The sequence below is a fragment of the Xenorhabdus indica genome (assembly GCF_014467235.1).
Classification (GTDB): domain Bacteria; phylum Pseudomonadota; class Gammaproteobacteria; order Enterobacterales; family Enterobacteriaceae; genus Xenorhabdus; species Xenorhabdus indica.
The window spans coordinates 42164-59937 of the sequence record NZ_NKHP01000014.1 but is presented as its reverse complement, the minus strand read 5'-3'; the positions used below and the strand labels follow the sequence as shown (position 1 = coordinate 59937).

The 17774-nt window shown below is 41.3% G+C and carries 17 protein-coding genes; 7 read left to right on the top strand and 10 right to left on the bottom strand.

Features of this window, described 5'->3' with window-relative positions:
• Window positions 1–6: 6 nt before the first annotated feature.
• A complete protein-coding gene (pvcB, locus tag Xind_RS12115; protein WP_047680860.1) occupies window positions 7–891 on the top strand; it encodes a tyrosine isonitrile desaturase/decarboxylase in 885 nt (294 codons plus the stop codon).
• Between the two features lie 18 nt (window positions 892–909).
• The gene (locus tag Xind_RS12110) at window positions 910–2190 is read left to right on the top strand and encodes a glycosyltransferase (RefSeq protein WP_047680857.1); all 1281 of its coding nucleotides are present in this window, start codon (window positions 910–912) and stop codon (window positions 2188–2190) included.
• Window positions 2191–2284: 94 nt separating this feature from the next.
• Here the strand turns inward: Xind_RS12110 and Xind_RS12105 are convergent, their stop codons facing one another.
• Window positions 2285–2866: a YceI family protein gene (locus Xind_RS12105; protein ID WP_047680854.1), complete on the bottom strand. Its 582-nt coding sequence runs from the start codon at window positions 2864–2866 to the stop codon at window positions 2285–2287.
• 16 nt (window positions 2867–2882) lie between these two features.
• A complete protein-coding gene (locus Xind_RS12100) occupies window positions 2883–3443 on the bottom strand; it encodes a cytochrome b (RefSeq protein WP_047680852.1) in 561 nt (186 codons plus the stop codon).
• A gap of 532 nt (window positions 3444–3975) precedes the next feature.
• On the opposite strand from Xind_RS12100, the gene Xind_RS12095 reads away from it, so the two are divergent.
• Together Xind_RS12095 and Xind_RS12090 are read left to right on the top strand one after the other, a co-directional pair.
• Window positions 3976–4605: a glutathione S-transferase family protein gene (locus Xind_RS12095; RefSeq protein WP_187650123.1), complete on the top strand. Its 630-nt coding sequence runs from the start codon at window positions 3976–3978 to the stop codon at window positions 4603–4605.
• A 386-nt stretch (window positions 4606–4991) separates the two neighbouring features.
• A complete protein-coding gene (locus tag Xind_RS12090; protein ID WP_187650122.1) occupies window positions 4992–5732 on the top strand; it encodes a 4'-phosphopantetheinyl transferase family protein in 741 nt (246 codons plus the stop codon).
• 131 nt (window positions 5733–5863) lie between these two features.
• Here the strand turns inward: Xind_RS12090 and Xind_RS12085 are convergent, their stop codons facing one another.
• Complete coding sequence (locus tag Xind_RS12085; protein WP_231571388.1) at window positions 5864–6445, bottom strand: LeuD/DmdB family oxidoreductase small subunit; 582 nt, start codon at window positions 6443–6445, stop codon at window positions 5864–5866.
• The gene (locus tag Xind_RS12080; protein ID WP_187650121.1) at window positions 6442–7740 is read right to left on the bottom strand and encodes a 3-isopropylmalate dehydratase large subunit; all 1299 of its coding nucleotides are present in this window, start codon (window positions 7738–7740) and stop codon (window positions 6442–6444) included. Before Xind_RS12080 ends, Xind_RS12085 begins: the two co-directional genes overlap by 4 nt.
• A 223-nt stretch (window positions 7741–7963) precedes the next feature.
• Between Xind_RS12080 and Xind_RS12075 the strand changes: the two genes are divergently transcribed.
• Entirely contained in the window at window positions 7964–8881 is a 918-nt protein-coding gene (locus tag Xind_RS12075; RefSeq protein WP_047680888.1) for a LysR family transcriptional regulator, read from the top strand.
• A gap of 99 nt (window positions 8882–8980) precedes the next feature.
• Here the strand turns inward: Xind_RS12075 and Xind_RS12070 are convergent, their stop codons facing one another.
• The 5 genes from Xind_RS12070 to speA all read right to left on the bottom strand — a co-directional run bounded on the left by Xind_RS12070 (window position 8981) and on the right by speA (window position 14691).
• Window positions 8981–9760 carry an L-threonylcarbamoyladenylate synthase gene (locus Xind_RS12070; protein WP_187650120.1) on the bottom strand — a complete coding sequence of 260 codons (780 nt, stop codon included), beginning with the start codon at window positions 9758–9760 and terminating at the stop codon, window positions 8981–8983.
• 43 nt (window positions 9761–9803) lie between these two features.
• Entirely contained in the window at window positions 9804–10289 is a 486-nt protein-coding gene (locus Xind_RS12065) for a YbhB/YbcL family Raf kinase inhibitor-like protein (RefSeq protein WP_047680837.1), read from the bottom strand.
• A gap of 231 nt (window positions 10290–10520) precedes the next feature.
• A complete protein-coding gene (gene speB, locus Xind_RS12060) occupies window positions 10521–11447 on the bottom strand; it encodes an agmatinase (protein ID WP_187650119.1) in 927 nt (308 codons plus the stop codon).
• 564 nt (window positions 11448–12011) lie between these two features.
• Window positions 12012–12599 (bottom strand): GrpB family protein, encoded by a 588-nt coding sequence (locus tag Xind_RS12055; protein ID WP_187650118.1) that lies wholly within the window; start codon window positions 12597–12599, stop codon window positions 12012–12014.
• A 181-nt stretch (window positions 12600–12780) separates the two neighbouring features.
• A complete protein-coding gene (gene speA / locus Xind_RS12050) occupies window positions 12781–14691 on the bottom strand; it encodes a biosynthetic arginine decarboxylase (RefSeq protein ID WP_187650117.1) in 1911 nt (636 codons plus the stop codon).
• Between the two features lie 683 nt (window positions 14692–15374).
• Here speA and metK point away from each other — a divergent pair.
• On the top strand, window positions 15375–16529 hold the full coding sequence (metK, locus tag Xind_RS12045; protein WP_047681271.1) for a methionine adenosyltransferase: 1155 nt from the start codon (window positions 15375–15377) through the stop codon (window positions 16527–16529).
• Window positions 16530–16638: 109 nt separating this feature from the next.
• Window positions 16639–17148, top strand: a complete 510-nt coding sequence (locus Xind_RS12040) for a SprT family zinc-dependent metalloprotease (protein WP_187650116.1) — start codon at window positions 16639–16641, stop codon at window positions 17146–17148.
• Window positions 17149–17259: 111 nt separating this feature from the next.
• On the opposite strand, the gene Xind_RS12035 is transcribed toward Xind_RS12040, so the two are convergent.
• Window positions 17260–17610: a DUF6694 family lipoprotein gene (locus Xind_RS12035; protein ID WP_047681277.1), complete on the bottom strand. Its 351-nt coding sequence runs from the start codon at window positions 17608–17610 to the stop codon at window positions 17260–17262.
• Window positions 17611–17774 lie beyond the last annotated feature (164 nt).

The following is a 17774-nucleotide window of genomic DNA, read 5'->3' as shown; positions in this document are numbered from 1 at the left end:
AGCATTATGTATACAGATAAACTCGATTGTCACATTGAACCGATTACTCCTTTTGGTGTGATGATTACGCCAAATTGGCCTGAGCAGGATGTGGGCACGCTACCTGTTGATACTTTACGTGAGTTAGCTCGTACTCATTTACTGGTTATATTACGCGGTTTTTCTTCCGGTTTTACAGATCCAGAAAAGTTGACTGAGTATTCTCGCCGTTGGGGAGAAATCATGATGTGGCCTTTTGGCGCTGTATTGGATGTGATGGAACATCAGGACCCTTCTGACCATGTATTAGACAGTACTGAAGTACCTCTGCACTGGGATGGAATGTATAGAGAAACTATTCCGGAATTCCAGATATTCCATTGTGTTTCAGCACCAGAAACAACTCAGGGGGGCCGAACCACATTTATTAATACTGAACAGTTGGTCCTTGATGCCAGTGAAGATGAACGTCATAGCTGGAAAAATACTATTGTCACTTACCGTACAAGCCGCGTAACACATTATGGTGGTGAGGTAGTTTCTCCACTGGTTTGTCTTCATCCTGATGGTGAGAAATGGGTAATGCGTTACAACGAACCGATGGCGGTTGACTGTGAAAAATATTCTGATCATCACACTGTCAAATTTGTCGGTCTTTCACCAGAGCAGCAGAAGGTTTTGGAAAAAGATCTGAAGAGCAGGCTTTATGAACCGCGCTATTTCCTTGCTCATCAGTGGCAAACGGGTGATATTGTTATTAGTGATAACTTTACTTTACTACATGGCAGAGAATCTTTTATTGCTCGTTCATCCCGCCATCTCCAAAGGGTACATATTCACGGAACACCAATATGTAATAACACTAGCTTTAAGACTATTTCCACGCCGCCTTCAGATAGTAAGGCAGTTTAATTGAAGGAGATTTGATTTATGGCGCGTATTGTTTTGGCAGCAATTGCAACTCCGGGACATGTTTTTCCCATTTGTTCCATTGCCAGACACTTAATAGAACAGGGACATGATGTAACAATATTCAGTGGTTCTCTTTTTCGGCAACAGTCGGAAGCGCTAGGGGCGAGTTTTGTTGCTTTTGATCCGAGAGTGGATGTTGATTACCGTTATTTGGAAAAAAAGTTTCCTGAACGTGGACAGCATCCGCCGGGAAATGCCCAGACGTCGTTTTCTCTTAAGCAATTTTTTGCCGGGCCGATCCCTGTACTATATCCTCAATTGCAACAACTGGTTGCAGATGCTGATTTGCTGATTGTTGACAATACGTTCTATGCTGTATTGCCCTTATTACAAAAGCCTGCTCATGAACGTATTCCTGTCATGGTGATTGGGGTAAGTCCGCTGTTATTGTCATCTCGGGATGCCATATTCTGGGGTGCACGTATACCGCCCGAATTGCTTCCTGCCGATTTAAAACGTGAACAGTTGGTGGATGAGGAAACTCACAAGCTGATTGCACAGGTCCAGGACGCTTTTAACACAGCTTTGGCCACAGTGAATGCGCCTTTGCTGACACAGGATTATAACGATGTCATTCTGAAACAATCTGATCGTTTCTTGCAATTGGCAACTCAGTCATTTGAATTTCCGCGTGATGATCTGCCCGAAACACTGGATTTTATTGGTGCGCTGAAAGTTGATGTACAGGATGATAAAAAAGAACTGGAATGGCCTGATGAGAGTTTGCCACTTATACTGGTTACCCAAGGTACATTGGCGAATGTTGATTTCAATCAGTTAATAATACCGACTTTGCATGCCCTGGCGAATTTACCAGTACGCGTTTTGGCTATCACCGCAGGAAGACCGGCTGAAATGTTGGGTGAATCAATACCGGATAATGCCAGAGTAGTGGAATATCTTAACTTTGAATATTGGCTTCCCCGTTCAGCAATTTTTATGACTAATGGTGGATATGGTTCTCTCAATGCAGCAATTCGTCATGGTGTACCTATGGTTGTGGCTGGGACAGGAGATGGTAAGCTGGAAGCGGTTGCCCGTGTTATCTGGGCACGCTGTGGTATCAGCCTGAATACAGATACACCGAGTGAACAACAGCTCTATCAGGCAGTCACACGGATACTTTCTTCTCCTGAATGGTATCAGCAGGCGCAGAAACTTAAGGCAGATTATGCTGCTCATAACGCTCTGGAGTCTATTACATTCCATGTTAATAAATTGCTTGCACAGTCGGTTTAAGTAGCGACAGAGATCATGGTTTAATTTCAAGTTGCAGCCAACAAATCTGCAACTTGAAAAGCAAAAAGGATAGGAGAAATGATTTTAAAAAGTATCAGGCTTTTTCTCGAATACCTTCCAACGAAATATTCAGTTCAACTTCCTGAGATTTGGGCCCTAAATCAGTTTTAATATTAAAATCTTTCAATTTAAGTTTCCCGTTAGCTTCAAAACCTGCGCGATACCCGCCCCACGGATCTTTACCTTCGCCCATTAGTCTTGCTTGCAGCGTTACTGGTTTAGTCACACCATTCAATGTCAGATTACCGATAATTTTGTAGTGCTCTCCCTCTTTCTCCACCTTGGTTGAAGTAAATTTGGCTTCCGGATGTTTTGTGGTATTTAAAAAATCGGCACTGCGTAAGTGTTTATCGCGTTCAGCATGGTTTGTCTCTACGCTATCTGTTTTTATAACGACATTGACCTTATCCGTTGTTGGATTGTTTGCATCGAAAGTAAAATCACCATCAAATTTTTTAAAGCTACCGTAAAGCCAGCTCATACCTAAATGTTGGATACGAAACTCGATAAAGGCGTGCTGGCCAGCAGTATCAATTTTATAGTTAGCAGCGATTGCTGAGCCTGCACTCATAAATAAAGCACCTGCTGTCAGGCCGATTAGCGTCTTTTTCAACATAATGATTCTCCATAATTTATTTTGAGTCGGGAGGGAGTCCAAACATTCTTTTTAACGTACTATCGCGGTCAATAAAATGATGCTTCAGAGCTGCAAGCCCATGTAATAGCGAAAGCACAACGACCAGCCAGGCAAGATAGAGGTGGATAATACCGGCTGTATCTGCTTGTACACCTTGTTTTGCCAGTGTGGCGGGGATATCAAACCATCCAAAAACACTGATAGGCTGACCATCCGCTGTAGAGATAAAATATCCGCTGAATAAAATGCCAAACAAGGCGATATAAAGAGTGAACTGAACCAAGTTTGAACTGATTCGTGTAAGTTGGCTGTAACTACTCAGGGGTTTTGGCGGAGGAGAAATAAATCGCCAGATAACACGAATGGCCATAATAATAAAAATTAAAAAACCGATGCTTTTATGAAGAATGGGAGCTCGATGATACCAGGTATCGTAATAACTTAATGTGACCATCCATAAACCTAGAGCGAACATTCCATAAACAGCAAGCGCAATTAACCAGTGGATTAAAACAGAGATATGACCAAATTGCCTGGAAGTGTTTTTTAACAACATATTGTTTCCTTATTTTTGATCACTTACAAAATACAATCTTTTAACATAGATAGTAAACAGAAATGAAAAAAAATGAACATCATAATAGATGAAAGTTTAGTATTATTTTTGTGAATCTTCACCAAATAATTTGTTTAAGAATATCAAAAATTATCAATAATAAAATTAGCTGGTGTATTTTTGATAGAATAAAAAACAAATGGAATATTTATATTCCTATTCGATATATAAAAAATAAATTAAATTAATTAAAGTTGGGTTGAAAAATTATTTCTTACTTTAGGGATACAGTTAAATAATTAAAGAGTTAGTGCAACTATAACATATAGCACTATTTCATATATGTATAAATTTCATATGCAACTATCGCACATCTAAAAATAACAATATTAATTTATATATTTATTTACTCATATGGTCAGAAATTGTAATGTTACATGTGCAATATTTCATCATCATACCCAATATACTTCTAATTTCAGCCAACAAAGCGGTAAATTGAATTATGCAGGGGCTAACAGAGAGAAATAAAATGTATACATTATGGATAGCGAATAAAAACTACTCTTCCTGGTCACTACGTCCGTGGATTTTACTCAAGGCGCTGAATATTCCTTTCAATGAGCAGTTGAGTTACTTTGAGGATAGCAAAAGTAGCCATGAGAAATTCAAAGCATTCTCGCCTTCTGGTCTTGTTCCTTGTTTAGTGGATGGTGATATTACTGTTTGGGATTCATTGGCTATTGCTGAATATATTGCAGAGGATCATGCGCAGGTCTGGCCAAAAGATCGTATTGCCAGAGCATGGGCAAGGAGTGCTGCGGCAGAAATGCACTCTGGTTTTACGACATTGCGCCAAATGTGCGCCATGAATTGCACAAATACGCTTAAATTAGAAAAAATAACGCCTGAATTACAAAATGATCTTGATCGTCTTGATACACTCTGGACTGAAGGGTTAAGCAAGTTTGGTGGTAAATGGCTGGCGGGAGATTCGTTTACAGCAGTAGATGCCTTTTTTGCTCTAGTGGTTTTCCGTGCCCGGACTTACGGGTTAACATTTTCTGCTACCAGTCAGGTATGGATTGATCGCATGCTTAATCATCCGGCGATGATAGAGTGGGTAGAAGCCGCAGTAAAAGAGCCTATAATAGCATATTAATTATACAGCTGGTTATTTTTGGCAGTGGCAAAATTTTTGACCAGCGTACGTAATAAATAAGCTTTCATAATAACGATACACTCATTATCTTTATCCCGGGTTTTATGAATAAATTTTTTCATCAGGCGTCGTTCACTTCGGGGTACTGGTGCTATGATTGGCATCACTCAGCTCATTTTGGGTTTTTTTTGGTTTGGCGATTAATCAGATCGCAAAAATTGGACTGAGTTCCCTTCAAGTGCTCTGCTATTTTGAAAGCTTATTTATACGATAAAAAAGCACAGTATAAAAAGAGTTAACAAATTAGTGAACTAAAAACCAAGTATGGCAAAATCAGCCGAAGACAATTTACCAATATTTCCAACAAATAATTCCCGCGAAAAATAATGAAAGAAATTACTTTTATCCCTGTACAAATGACCGCCATCAATGAACCTTTTTTCACGGACATACAAAGAGGCCAATTATCTGATCACCCTGAGATTCAAGTTATGCTGACTTATTTTGCTCCCAACGTCTATCAGGATAATTTATTTGATAAATATGGCATTACTTACCCCACACGGTTGCATAACGCTGTTACCAAACGACGGGCAGAATATCTGGCAGCTCGTTACTGCACCCGACAGATATTGAAGACCATGGGGCATCCTGAGTTTCAGGTGGAAACAGCAAAAGATCGTTCCCCTGTCTGGCCTGAAAAAATTTACGGTTCCATCTCTCATTCAACCCATTGCGCTATCGTTTTTGCTGCTTCCAGCGATAAATATCAACTAATAGGCATTGATATCGAAAAGGAAATTAAACAGGACACCATCGACAGTGTTTCAGCCAGTATTATCAATGAAGCTGAGGCTGAATTACTTTCAAAATGCTCACTTTCTTTTATTCAGGCTTTTACGCTCGTTTTTTCCATTAAAGAGAGTCTTTTTAAAGCGCTCTATCCCCATGTAAAGCGATTTTTCGATTTCCATGCAGCAGAGATTATGGAAATTGACGGTATCCATCGCACTATAACCATTAAATTACGACAAACACTATCTGATAAATATCAAGCGGGTTGCCAGTTCCATGGAAATTTCGTTCTGATGCCACAACAACAGATATTGACCTATATTGTGGGATAAAAATAGGGGATGAAAAACTCGAAAGATTTGACGACGCAACTTACCAAGCTGCAACTTGCAAGATGAGATGACAAAATACATGCCAGTTCATAATTTACTGGCATGTTACATCGATATGATTTAGCCCAGTATTACTTAACTCTTCCGGTTGCCCGCGCATAAGAGAACAGCCCACCAGCAGCAACAATATTGGCCAGTTCTCCCACAGGGTCAGTCGGATATTGTTCACCACTTTTCAACACAGTCACCGTCTGGTTTTCAATATCAATCTCAACACTGTCTCCCGTAACTAATTTGTCACACAGACGCTCCTGTGCCGCAACAGGTAACAATTCTCCGGTAGAAACACAATTACGGAAGAAAATACGGGCATAAGATTGCGCTAAAATCGCCTTTACGCCAGAAGCACCTAAAGCAGCCACTGCATGTTCACGGGAAGAGCCACAACCAAAATTCTGCCCTGCCACAATAATCGGATATTTTGCTTTTCCCTTTTCTTCATCAATAAAAGGCAACGATCCTTCCGGTAATCCGCACATCGCCAATGAAGCCAACTGCGCATAGCCTTCAGGCGTAGATGGATTTACTTTGATATACTCTCCGGCCAGAATCTGGTCAGTATCAATATTGTCAGCCAATACATAGACCTGACCACGAATGATATTTTCCTTTTGTTCATTCAAAACAACATCACTCATAGCAACATCACTCATAAAAATTCTCCCGGATTGGTGATCTGACCGGTAATCGCTGCCGCAGCAACAGAATAAGGGGAAGCAAGATAAATATTGGCACGTTTATGCCCCATTCTTCCGATAAAATTACGGTTGGTGGTGGATATCACTGATATTGGATCATTAACACGACCAAAGGTATCCGGCGGGCCACCGCAGCAGGCGGCACATCCAGATTCAGCAGAAAGTTTCACTCCTGCATCGCTTAAGATTTGATAGACAGACATACCATCAATCTGGGTGGTGATAGTTTTATGGAACACTTCTTTTGTTGCCGGCACAGCATAAGTCGGAATTTTGACTTTATGCCCTTTTATAATACGGGCGGCGGCAACAAAATCTTCCAGTTTGCCGCCTGTACAGGAGCCGATATACGCCTGTGAAATCGCAACATTGGCAACCTGCTCAATGGAAACAACATTATCTGGGGAATGGGGTTTGGCAATCTTCGGCTGCATATCAGAAACATCGATATTTAACACCCTTGTATATTGTGCGTCCTCATCGGGGTAAACGATGTCAAAAGGAATATCATTTCTCTCTGCCAGATAATCGAGCGTCGCCTGATTCGGCACCATAATGCCATTTTTAGCGCCACATTCAACGACCATATTGCAAATCGTCATTCGCTCTTCGACAGATAATTCATCAATGACATTTCCACCAAACTCGATAGCCTGATATGTTGCTCCATCCACAGTTAATTCCGCCAATACCGCCAAGATCATATCTTTAGCCAGAACATGAACGGGTTTAGTCCCGATAAAGTTCACACGAATAGAGCTCGGAACTTTGAGCGGAATTTCTCCCGTTCCTATCGCATAAGCGGCATCAGTAATGCCTAACCCAATCGCAAATGTACCAAAAGCCCCCGCAGTCACCGTGTGGGAATCTGTACCCAACAGGACTTCTCCGGGACGGGTATGCCCTCCCTCAGCCAGCCCGATATGACAAACTCCCTTATAATTAGGCGTCCCTACATCATAGAAATATTTAATCTTCTGCTCAGCGGCAAATTCACGCATTACCCGAATATTCTGATTAGCCTGTGGATCAGCGGAATAGACAAAATGATCGGGGATCATAATAAAACGGTCAGGATCCCATATCTTGGCATCCTGACCGAACTCTTTTTTAAATACACTGGCGACACCCGGCGTACAGGGATCGTGAGACATTAAAATATCCACTTTCGCCCAAACCACTTCACCCGGAGTGACATGTTTGCGCCCACTTGCTCGTGCGAGAATTTTTTGAGTTATAGTTTGGTTCATCTCACATTGTCCTCCAAAAAATTTAGACATACTGAAAAAGAAAAAATTGTAATCCTGATAAGATTACTACTCTTTATTCTGGAGAAATGCCATCATATAGCACACTGTTTCTATAATGAAACAATCGTTCGTCACAAGAAAAACTTCCACCAGGAATATTGGTATTTCTTCGCAGAACTTGTGATATGTTATGGTTTTTCGGAATAAATCATCAGATTACTTTATGAATAATATTGAGAATCTTACCTCAATGGTGATCTTTGCCCATGTAGTGGAGACACTGAGTTTTACCGAAACGGCAAAATCATTAAGGCTGTCCAAGTCTTCTGTCAGCCGTGAAATTGCACAGCTAGAAGTCAGATTGGGCACTCAATTACTCAACCGAACCACACGCAAAATCCAGGTGACAGAAGTCGGGATGAATTATTACCAGTACTGCCACCGTATTCTTGATGAAGCCAAAAATGCCGAACGTTTTATCCGCAATTTTCATGAAGAGCCAATGGGTAGCCTGCGCCTGATTGCTCCGGTATCCTTTGGTAGCCAATGTATTGTTCCTGTCCTGAACAATTTTGTCGCCGGGAATATCCATGTCAGTGTTGATCTGGAACTGACAGACAGAATTATTAATATGCAAGATGATCACTGCGATATAGCCGTTGTGATAGGACGTGAAACACCAAATCATCCACTTGTTATGCCTCTGATTGATATCACTTGGGGGCTTTACGCCGCTCCAGACTATATCAAGCAGTTTTCAGCCATCAAGAAACCGGAAGATCTTCCCCGCTATGATTACCTGCTCTTCCGTGGCCCCGCACATACTATTTCTCTGCCGTTTAGAAAAGAAAGGCATAAATTTGATATTGAAGTACGCAGCCGATTTCGCATCAATAACAGCGTAGCATTGATGAGTTCTGCGCTGGCTGGTGCTGGTATTGCCTATCTGCCGGATTACATCACCCATGAATCCGTAGCTGCCGGAAAGTTAATACGACTTCTTCCCGAATGGAACATGGATATCTATCAGTCCTGGATATTGTTTAAATCAGAAGAGACACTCTCTTCACGTGTACGGTTTTTTGCCAACACCTTACAGCATAAGCTGAGACAAGATCTGGAAAATGACAGACAGAAATAAGCCAAGAAAATTTTTACGAGTACAGCACAGTATCCACAATGCTGTACCCGCAACGAATATCACCCTGTCAGACCAACAATGATCAGTAACAGTTATCTATCAATAATAGTTACCGTGACGGTAATCCCAAGTCGTGAAAATATCAGACATCATTACCATAATTTTGTTGACATCCAACCCCTTACGGATCAATACCGGACACGGCGTAATATCACGCTGACCATTTTGTACCGGAACTAATTTGCCGTTTTCATCCACCATTGAAATCATCACACCCTGTTCATAACGGGTTTGTTCAGTTTCATTTGGCTGGATAGATTTAACATAATCATTAGCGGCAATAATCAAATCTGCACGCTCTTCAATACGTTCACCGATACATTCAACCAATCCCCGATTACCTTTACCTGATGGATTAGCTGAACTGGCAAAAGAGAATTTACCGTATTTTTCCCACAATGCTTTCGCCAGAATTTCGCCGGGTTTACCGAATTTAATCACGAAGCAGCTTGTACCACGATTATCCATCATCAATTCTTTGGAACCATCATCGGGAATGCGACTTACAGCTTCTTCTTTCCATGGCAAAATACAACCCAGTAATACATCTGCATCCCAATGTTTTTGATAAAGTTCTTCAATTTCCGGGTTAAGCTGAGCCAGCTCTTTAAGTTGTTCCAGAGATCCACACAGCACTACTCCCGGTTTATTGCGATTACGCTGCTTGGCTTCAAATTTACGTTCCAGCCCCTTCGCATCGGAAGTCATAATGATGTAGCCCACTTTAGTTGGACAAACAATCATTCCACCATCATTAGACAGGATCTCTACCGCTTCCTGCTGTATCCCTTGGTTCCATTGAATTTTTTTACCGCTCATATATTGATACCCTTTAACTTAAAACTGAAGAACGATTAATCCGTTAACGCTGGTAGTAACCGGTAATAGTGGCTGTTGCCAGAGTATTGGCCTGGATCATAAAACGCGCAACCGCGTTTGTTGTTTCTGAATCAATACCCAGTTTCTCTACCGATAAGGCATGCACCGTGAAAATATAGCGATGAGCTTTATCTCCCTCAGGAGGACAAGGCCCGCCAAAGCCGAACACGCCATAATCATTTTTACTTTGGATCACACCAGCTGGCTGCTTATTGCCATCACTCCGTCCCGCATTTGCGGGTAAAGTTTGTATTTCCAGCGGAATATCAAAAACAACCCAATGCCAGAAACCGCTGCCTGTTGGCGCATCCGGATCATAGACCGTAATAGCAAAACTTTTTGTTCCGGCTGGAACATTTGTCCAGGCAAGCTCAGGTGAACGGTTACCACCATTGGCACCAAATTCGTTAAATTCATGCTCTTTGCGCAAGAAGTCATTATTCTTAAATTCAGTTGAAGTGATTATCATGCTTCTCTCCTCATCGAAATGCCTTTTAAAACATCCTAACGCAGTTTTTCTATGCTGCAAGATTAAGCTATGATTTTGCCTGATTGTTTCAATTTAGGAACAATAAGTGAGTTTTGGGGGGATTTTTTATTCATATGGATACTAGATACAGTAACGATCAGTAAAGGGCAGTAAAAAAGAAAAAACCCGTCATTGGACGGGTTTAAAACAGTGCTTATTTAGCTGAATATGTTAAATATGCTTTTTCGAAGCCTGTAAATATAACAATTCCAATCCAATCGTCGCTGCCGCCAGCGCGGTAATTTCTGATTGGTCATAGGCAGGCGCAACTTCCACGACATCCATGCCAACGATATTCAAAGGTTGCAGACCACGCAGGATCTTCAACGCACGATCTGAAGTCAGACCACCGATAACGGGAGTCCCTGTACCGGGGGCAAATGCCGGATCAAGACAATCAATATCGAAAGTCAGATATACAGGCAGATCACCAACAACCGCTTTGATCTGCTCAACAATATCTTCAACGCTACGATCATTAACCTGTCCAGCATCTAATACCGTGAAATCATTATTAGTATCGTGCTCAGTACGAATACCGATTTGTACAGAGTGGGCTGGCTCGATTAGTCCCTCATTTGGTGCATGGTAAAACATCGTACCGTGATCAAACTTGCTGCCATTCGGGTAAGTATCCGTATGAGCATCGAAATGCACTAGTGCCATTTTACCGAAGTGTTTCGCATGAGCACGCAAAAGTGGCAATGTAACAAAGTGATCACCACCAAAAGAAAGCATCTTCTTGCCTGACGCCAGCACTTGCTCGGCATGAGCCTGCAATTTTTCGCTCATATCTTGAGCATCGCCAAAATTAAATACCAGATCACCACAATCTACGATATTCAAGCGTTTACGCAGGCTGAAGTTCCATGGCCAACGGCTACTTTCCCAAGCCAGATTAGTCGATACTTGACGAATGGCTGCTGGCCCATGGCGACTGCCGGCTCGTCCGGATGTTGCCATATCAAAAGGCACACCGGTAATCACCCATTCTGCATCACTGGAATAAGGTTGGAAATTCAACGGGAAACGCAGGAAGCCGAAGGCATTTGAAACCAAGGAGTTATCGATTTGGTTTCCTAAGGAACTAATACTCATGATATTTCCCCAAAAGTCCTGTGTTTAATTAACACAAAGCTTAATTACGCTAACTTCAAAAGAGTCTAAGTTTTAAAATTAAATTTAAAAACAATAAATTACAGCCTAAAGAGAACAGGGATGTCCTTATTCATGCTCTAACAGAAAAAGCACCAAGCACTCTAGCTTGGCAACTACTTCTATAGTATTAGACATATTTTTTTCTTACCACTATTTTGAGAAGAATTACATTAAATAAACGCTACAATGATATGAAAAACAAACGAGGATTTATTCAATCGTGGGATAGCTCTGTTGTTTGAAAATCAACCTAATCCGCACTTTCTGCCCTCATAGCTTCAACAGCCTTAACAGGCTAAGTTATTAACCCTCAATCAGGTATGGAATGTCGGTTAGCATTAAATAGGCGAAATGGGGGGCGATTTACTACTATCACAAGCCACACAGTGTGGCTTGAAAGGTAAAACACTTTATAGGAGGACTATAAAAAAATAAGAATATAAAAGTGTTCTGTCAATCGAAGTCAAAACAGCTTTTTATCCGCACAATAATTATCAAACATTATTACAACAATCCCTTACTTTGAAATATACGTTGATAAATTTCATGTACCACTTGTTCTTTTCTCTTATTATAGTCCATTACCTGTTTAACATCATTTTTAGCAGTTATCTTCGCAGCTATATATCGTTCACAATCTTCAGGATGTTCTCTGAGCCAATCACGAAACCAAATATGTCGGATATGTTCAGGGCAATCAAGGCCAAAAACATGAAGATTAACTCTAGGTTTTGCCAAACGAAGGCATCGATGTTGATAAAAACTTGGTTCACGAACCGTTAAATCATAACCAAGCCGCTCCAATGCCGGTACATATTTTTCTTCTTGAGTTGGATCTTCCACAATGAGATCAATATCAATAACAGGTTTGGCAACCATCCCAGAAACTGCCGTTGACCCAACGTGCTCAATATTTAAGACAACGCTGCCAAGTGTTTTTTTGATAACCGAAGAAAGTTGTTGCCATGTAGCTAACCATTCAGGATTGTATTCTACAACGTCAATCACCTCTTCAGCAGGTTTACCCTGTACCCAAGGGTTTTCATTAGGATCAGGCTCAGGGAAGAAGATAATATCTTTAGTATTTATCACTAACTCGCTCCTTATTTCTTTGTTAAGTTTGCCCGCTATTTTTGTATTCGAATTTATCACAAAAGAAGTTCACAGAAAGAGTGCGACTTCGCATAGTAATTAAATAAAATAGCCATCCCAAATCAAATGATTATCTAAAATCCATGATTAAGAATGACTATTAATGAAGGTTAGTAACTAATCAGAATGACTCATCTTCCAAGTAAGTGTAACCATACAGACCACTTTCAAACTCTTGCAGGAATTGCTCTTGCAAATTTTCACCTAAATCAGTCGATTTCACTTGATCACGAAAACGCGTCAATAGCACTTGTGGCTCCAGTTTCACATATTGAAGCATATTAGCTACCGTATCACCCTCTTCACTCTGCTGATAAGTGACTTCACCGTTTTCTGAAACGTAAACATCAATGGCCGCTGTATCACCAAACAGGTTATGCATATTGCCCAGAATTTCCTGATATGCCCCGACCATGAAGAAACCAATCAATGGAGGGTTTTCCGGATCGTAGGCTGGCATTGGCATTGTTGTTGCCACACCGTCACCATCAACATAATGATCAATAATACCATCAGAGTCACAAGTAATATCCAGCAATACAGCACGACGATCTAATGGCTTATCCAACCCCTCAAGTGGCAGAACCGGGAACAGTTGATCGATTCCCCAGGCATCAGGCATAGACTGGAACAGGGAAAAATTCACATAGAATTTATCCGCCATGCGCTCCTGTAGTTCATCAATGATCGGCCGGTGAGCACGATTACTTGGATCAAGATCCTGTTGAATATGACGGCAGATATTTAAATATAATTCTTCTGCCCAGGCTCTTTCTGAAAGGCTTAATATCCCGTGCGCATATTGGGTATGAACATCGTGCAGGTCAAACTGACTGTCATGCAACCATTCACGCAAAGAACGTTTATAGCCTCCCTCCTGCATCTCCAGCCATGTATCCCATAAACTGGTCAGAGGACGTGCCGCATCTTCTTCAGGTGGCGTTGTATCGGTAAACTCATTACGTTCAACCCCAATAACATTGGAGATCAAAACAGTATGGTGAGCCGTCAATGCCCGACCGGATTCAGTAATCACGGTTGGATGTGGCAGACTATGTTCCTCACAGGCATCACCAATACCCCAAATGACATTGTTCGCATATTCATTCAGGCCGTAGTTGACAGAACATTCTGACTGGGAACGTGTACCTTCATAATCAACACCCAGTCCTCCGCCAACATCAAAACACTGAATGTTAACACCCAGTTTATGCAGCTCGACATAAAAATGGGCGGATTCACGCACGCCTGTTGCCACATCCCGAATATTCGCAAGTTGAGAACCCAGATGGAAATGCAGCAGTTGTAAGCTATCCAGTTTTCCGGCCGTACGGAGGGTTTCAACCAATTGCAGCACTTGTGCCGCTGCCAGACCAAACTTAGATTTCTCACCGCCACTGGACTGCCATTTACCGGCTCCCTGTGAAGCAAGACGCGCCCGTACTCCAAGACGGGGGATGACATTAATGCGCTCCGCTTCTTCCAGTACCATTTCTATTTCGGACATTTTCTCGATAACCAGATACACCTTGTGTCCCAGTTTTTCACCGATCAATGCCAGACGAATATATTCACGATCTTTATAACCATTACAGACGATAACAGTCCGCGTCATGCCTGCATGAGCCAACACGGCCATCAGTTCAGCTTTGGAGCCTGCTTCCAACCCAACAGGTTCGCCAGAATTTGCCAACGATTCGATCACACGGCGCTGCTGGTTTACCTTAATCGGATAAACCAGAAAATAATCACCTTTATAACCATAAGATTCACGTGCACGTTTAAATGCAGTATTAATAGAACGCAAACGGTGTTGCAGGATCTGAGGAAAACAAAACAATGCAGGCAACCGTAACTGTTTTTTCTCTTCCTGAACTTTTCTTACCAGATCGACAAGCTCAACTTGTGCTTCTGGCAAATCAGGATTTGGACAAACACTGACATTACCCAGATCATTGACGTAGTAATAGTTACCGCCCCAATATGCAATATTGTAGGTCTGTCGCATTTTACGTGCGATATTATCATTCATGGCAGTCTCCTTCATGGAGTAGAGGTTTGCCTTCACCTGTAGTCAATAACCCAAGACGCTATTATTGTGCGTATCTTGCGCATTAATAAATGTCAGGGAACAGCTTGCTCTTAAATTATAGAAACGTTTAGAGGGAACTAAACAATATGTATTTACTGTTTGGCAATATGACTTCTGTTAAAAATGACCCGCCTGCCTGAACGATTCAGATAACATCGGGTTGAATTCATATCGATAAGAGAGGAACAAGATGTGGATACATCAATGGCATAATGTGGCTGTTGGCCGTTAACAATCAGCAGATAATGGTTCATAACCCCATTCACTCCACATGGCTTATCATCACGAAAGCCGTTTCTCAATTGAGAAGCAGAACACGCATAAACGCACCCTGCAAACGCCCATAACTTGAAGTGCAAAAACCTATCAGTTACGGGCGCTTTATACCTGTAATCCTGCAAAATTGCAAAACGAAATTTATTTATACTTAACAGATTTCGATAGATTTACTCGATAGATTTTCAAGCTAAAGAAGGACAGAGAAGAAACCCAAAATGTCATACTGTGAAAGATATTTAAAACTAAAAAAACTGGTATATTTGGCGATAGTAACTTAGACTAGCCGTCTAGATGGTAAAACATCCACCCTTAAACCGAAATTATATTTAAGGTAACGAAATATAATGACTACACACCTTTTTACTTCTGAATCCGTTTCAGAAGGTCATCCAGATAAAATTGCTGACCAGATTTCCGACGCCGTTCTTGATGCGATCTTAAAACAAGATCCCAAGGCTCGTGTAGCGTGTGAAACTTATGTGAAAACCGGTATGGTTATGGTTGGTGGTGAAATTACCACCAGTGCTTGGGTTGATATTGAAGAAATTACCCGCAGTACTGTACGCGAAATTGGCTATACCAGCTCAGACATGGGTTTTGATGCTAATTCTTGTGCAGTAATTAGCGCGATTGGCAAACAGTCACCTGATATTAATCAGGGAGTTGACCGTGCTGATCCTCTGGAGCAAGGAGCGGGTGATCAGGGATTGATGTTTGGCTATGCAACCAACGAAACCGACGTATTGATGCCAGCACCTATTACATATGCTCACCGTCTGGTTGAGCGTCAGGCGCATGTACGTAAAAACAAAACGCTGCCGTGGTTGCGTCCCGATGCCAAAAGTCAGGTTACATTCCAATACGACAACGGTAAAATTGTCGGTATTGATGCAGTCGTACTCTCTACTCAGCATTCTGAAGAAATCGGCCAGAAAGAGCTGCATGAAGCCGTTATGGATGAGATCATCAAACCTGTACTACCGGCTGAATGGCTCACTCCGATGACTAAATATTTCATCAATCCAACAGGCCGTTTCGTGATCGGAGGCCCAATGGGTGACTGTGGTCTGACAGGTCGTAAGATCATTGTAGATACCTACGGTGGTATGGCTCGTCACGGTGGTGGAGCGTTCTCAGGTAAAGATCCATCTAAAGTTGACCGTTCTGCGGCTTATGCTGCACGTTACGTGGCTAAAAATATTGTCGCAGCAGGTCTGGCTGATCGCTGTGAGATCCAGGTGTCTTATGCGATTGGTGTTGCTGAACCCACTTCCATCATGGTTGAAACGTTCGGAACTGAAAAAGTGCCAACTTCAACACTGATCCAATTAGTGCGCGAATTCTTTGATCTGCGCCCTTATGGCCTGATCAAGATGTTGGATTTGTTGCATCCAATCTATAGCGATACCGCGGCATACGGCCATTTTGGTCGTGAGCAGTTCCCGTGGGAAGCGACAGATAAGGCCATGATCCTACGTAATGCAGCAGGGTTGAAATAACCTCTGCTACGCTTAAAAAGCCCGCCTATACCAGCGGGCTTTTTAGTATTACCCATAAACCATACATACTCGTTTTCGTTAGCTAAGTTACTATATAATTATTGCTGTTATGAAATTCGTTAAGGTTCCTCTTCCTCTCCAGCAAGCAGTCATGCGTACTTTGCGGCAAAAAATAATTCAGGCAAGTGATTTCCTTGAACAAACCTTTCCCGAACCCAATGTGACCTATCAACAACGAGGTACAATTGCGGGAAGTGCTCGTCTAAAGGATTGGGAAATTCGCCTTAACCCAATTCTCCTCATTGAAAATCAACAATCATTCATTGATGAAGTGATCCCCCACGAACTGGCTCATTTATTGGTTTATCATCAGTTTGGCAAAGTGGCGCCTCATGGCAAGGAGTGGCGTTATATCATGGAAACTGTGTTTAAAGTACCAGCCAATCGAACACACCAATTTTCAGTCCAGTCCGTTTGCAGTAAAACATTCATTTATTCCTGCCACTGCCAACAGCATGAATTAACCATCAGACAACACAATAAAGTGATCAGGGAAAAAAGTTGCTATGTTTGCCGTCAGTGCGGAGAGCGATTAACTCTATTGGAAGATCATAAGTAATGGTAACAAAATGCCCCATAATCAGGGCATTCTGTTTAAGAAATCAGTAGTTATCATTGAGTGCACTCAATAAGGTTTACAACTTGAAAAATGACAGGCAGATGATTGTATTCATTTATTAATGGTACTCGTATTCGACTTAATTCTTTCTGCTTCGCTAATAACCTGATCGGCTGTTTTTCCATTCAGTGATTGATAAAACTTATGTTCCAGCTTTTCCATATCTTCATATTTGATACTTCCATATTTGTTATTTTTAAATAACTCATCAAAATCGATGCTATTAAGCATGACAATATTCAATGAATCATCAAATTTTAATTTTTTATCTTCAGATAAAGTATCTCTTATTTTTTCGATGGATGTTTTTACTGCCATTTCATTTTTACCGTCAATCTTAAGTTGATTATCACATCCGGCCAATGTAAAACCTAACAAACAAATTAATAACAAATTTTTCATAATCATCCCCGCCAATGATTGGTAGTATAATAATAGCAGAGTGCTGAGAAAATAAATCACCTTAACTAAAAAAATTATCATTAAATATAAACGTATTGATAATTTGTTTACTTATTATCTTGTATCATTAAATTGTTTATGGTCATTAAAACTACTCCTCCGAT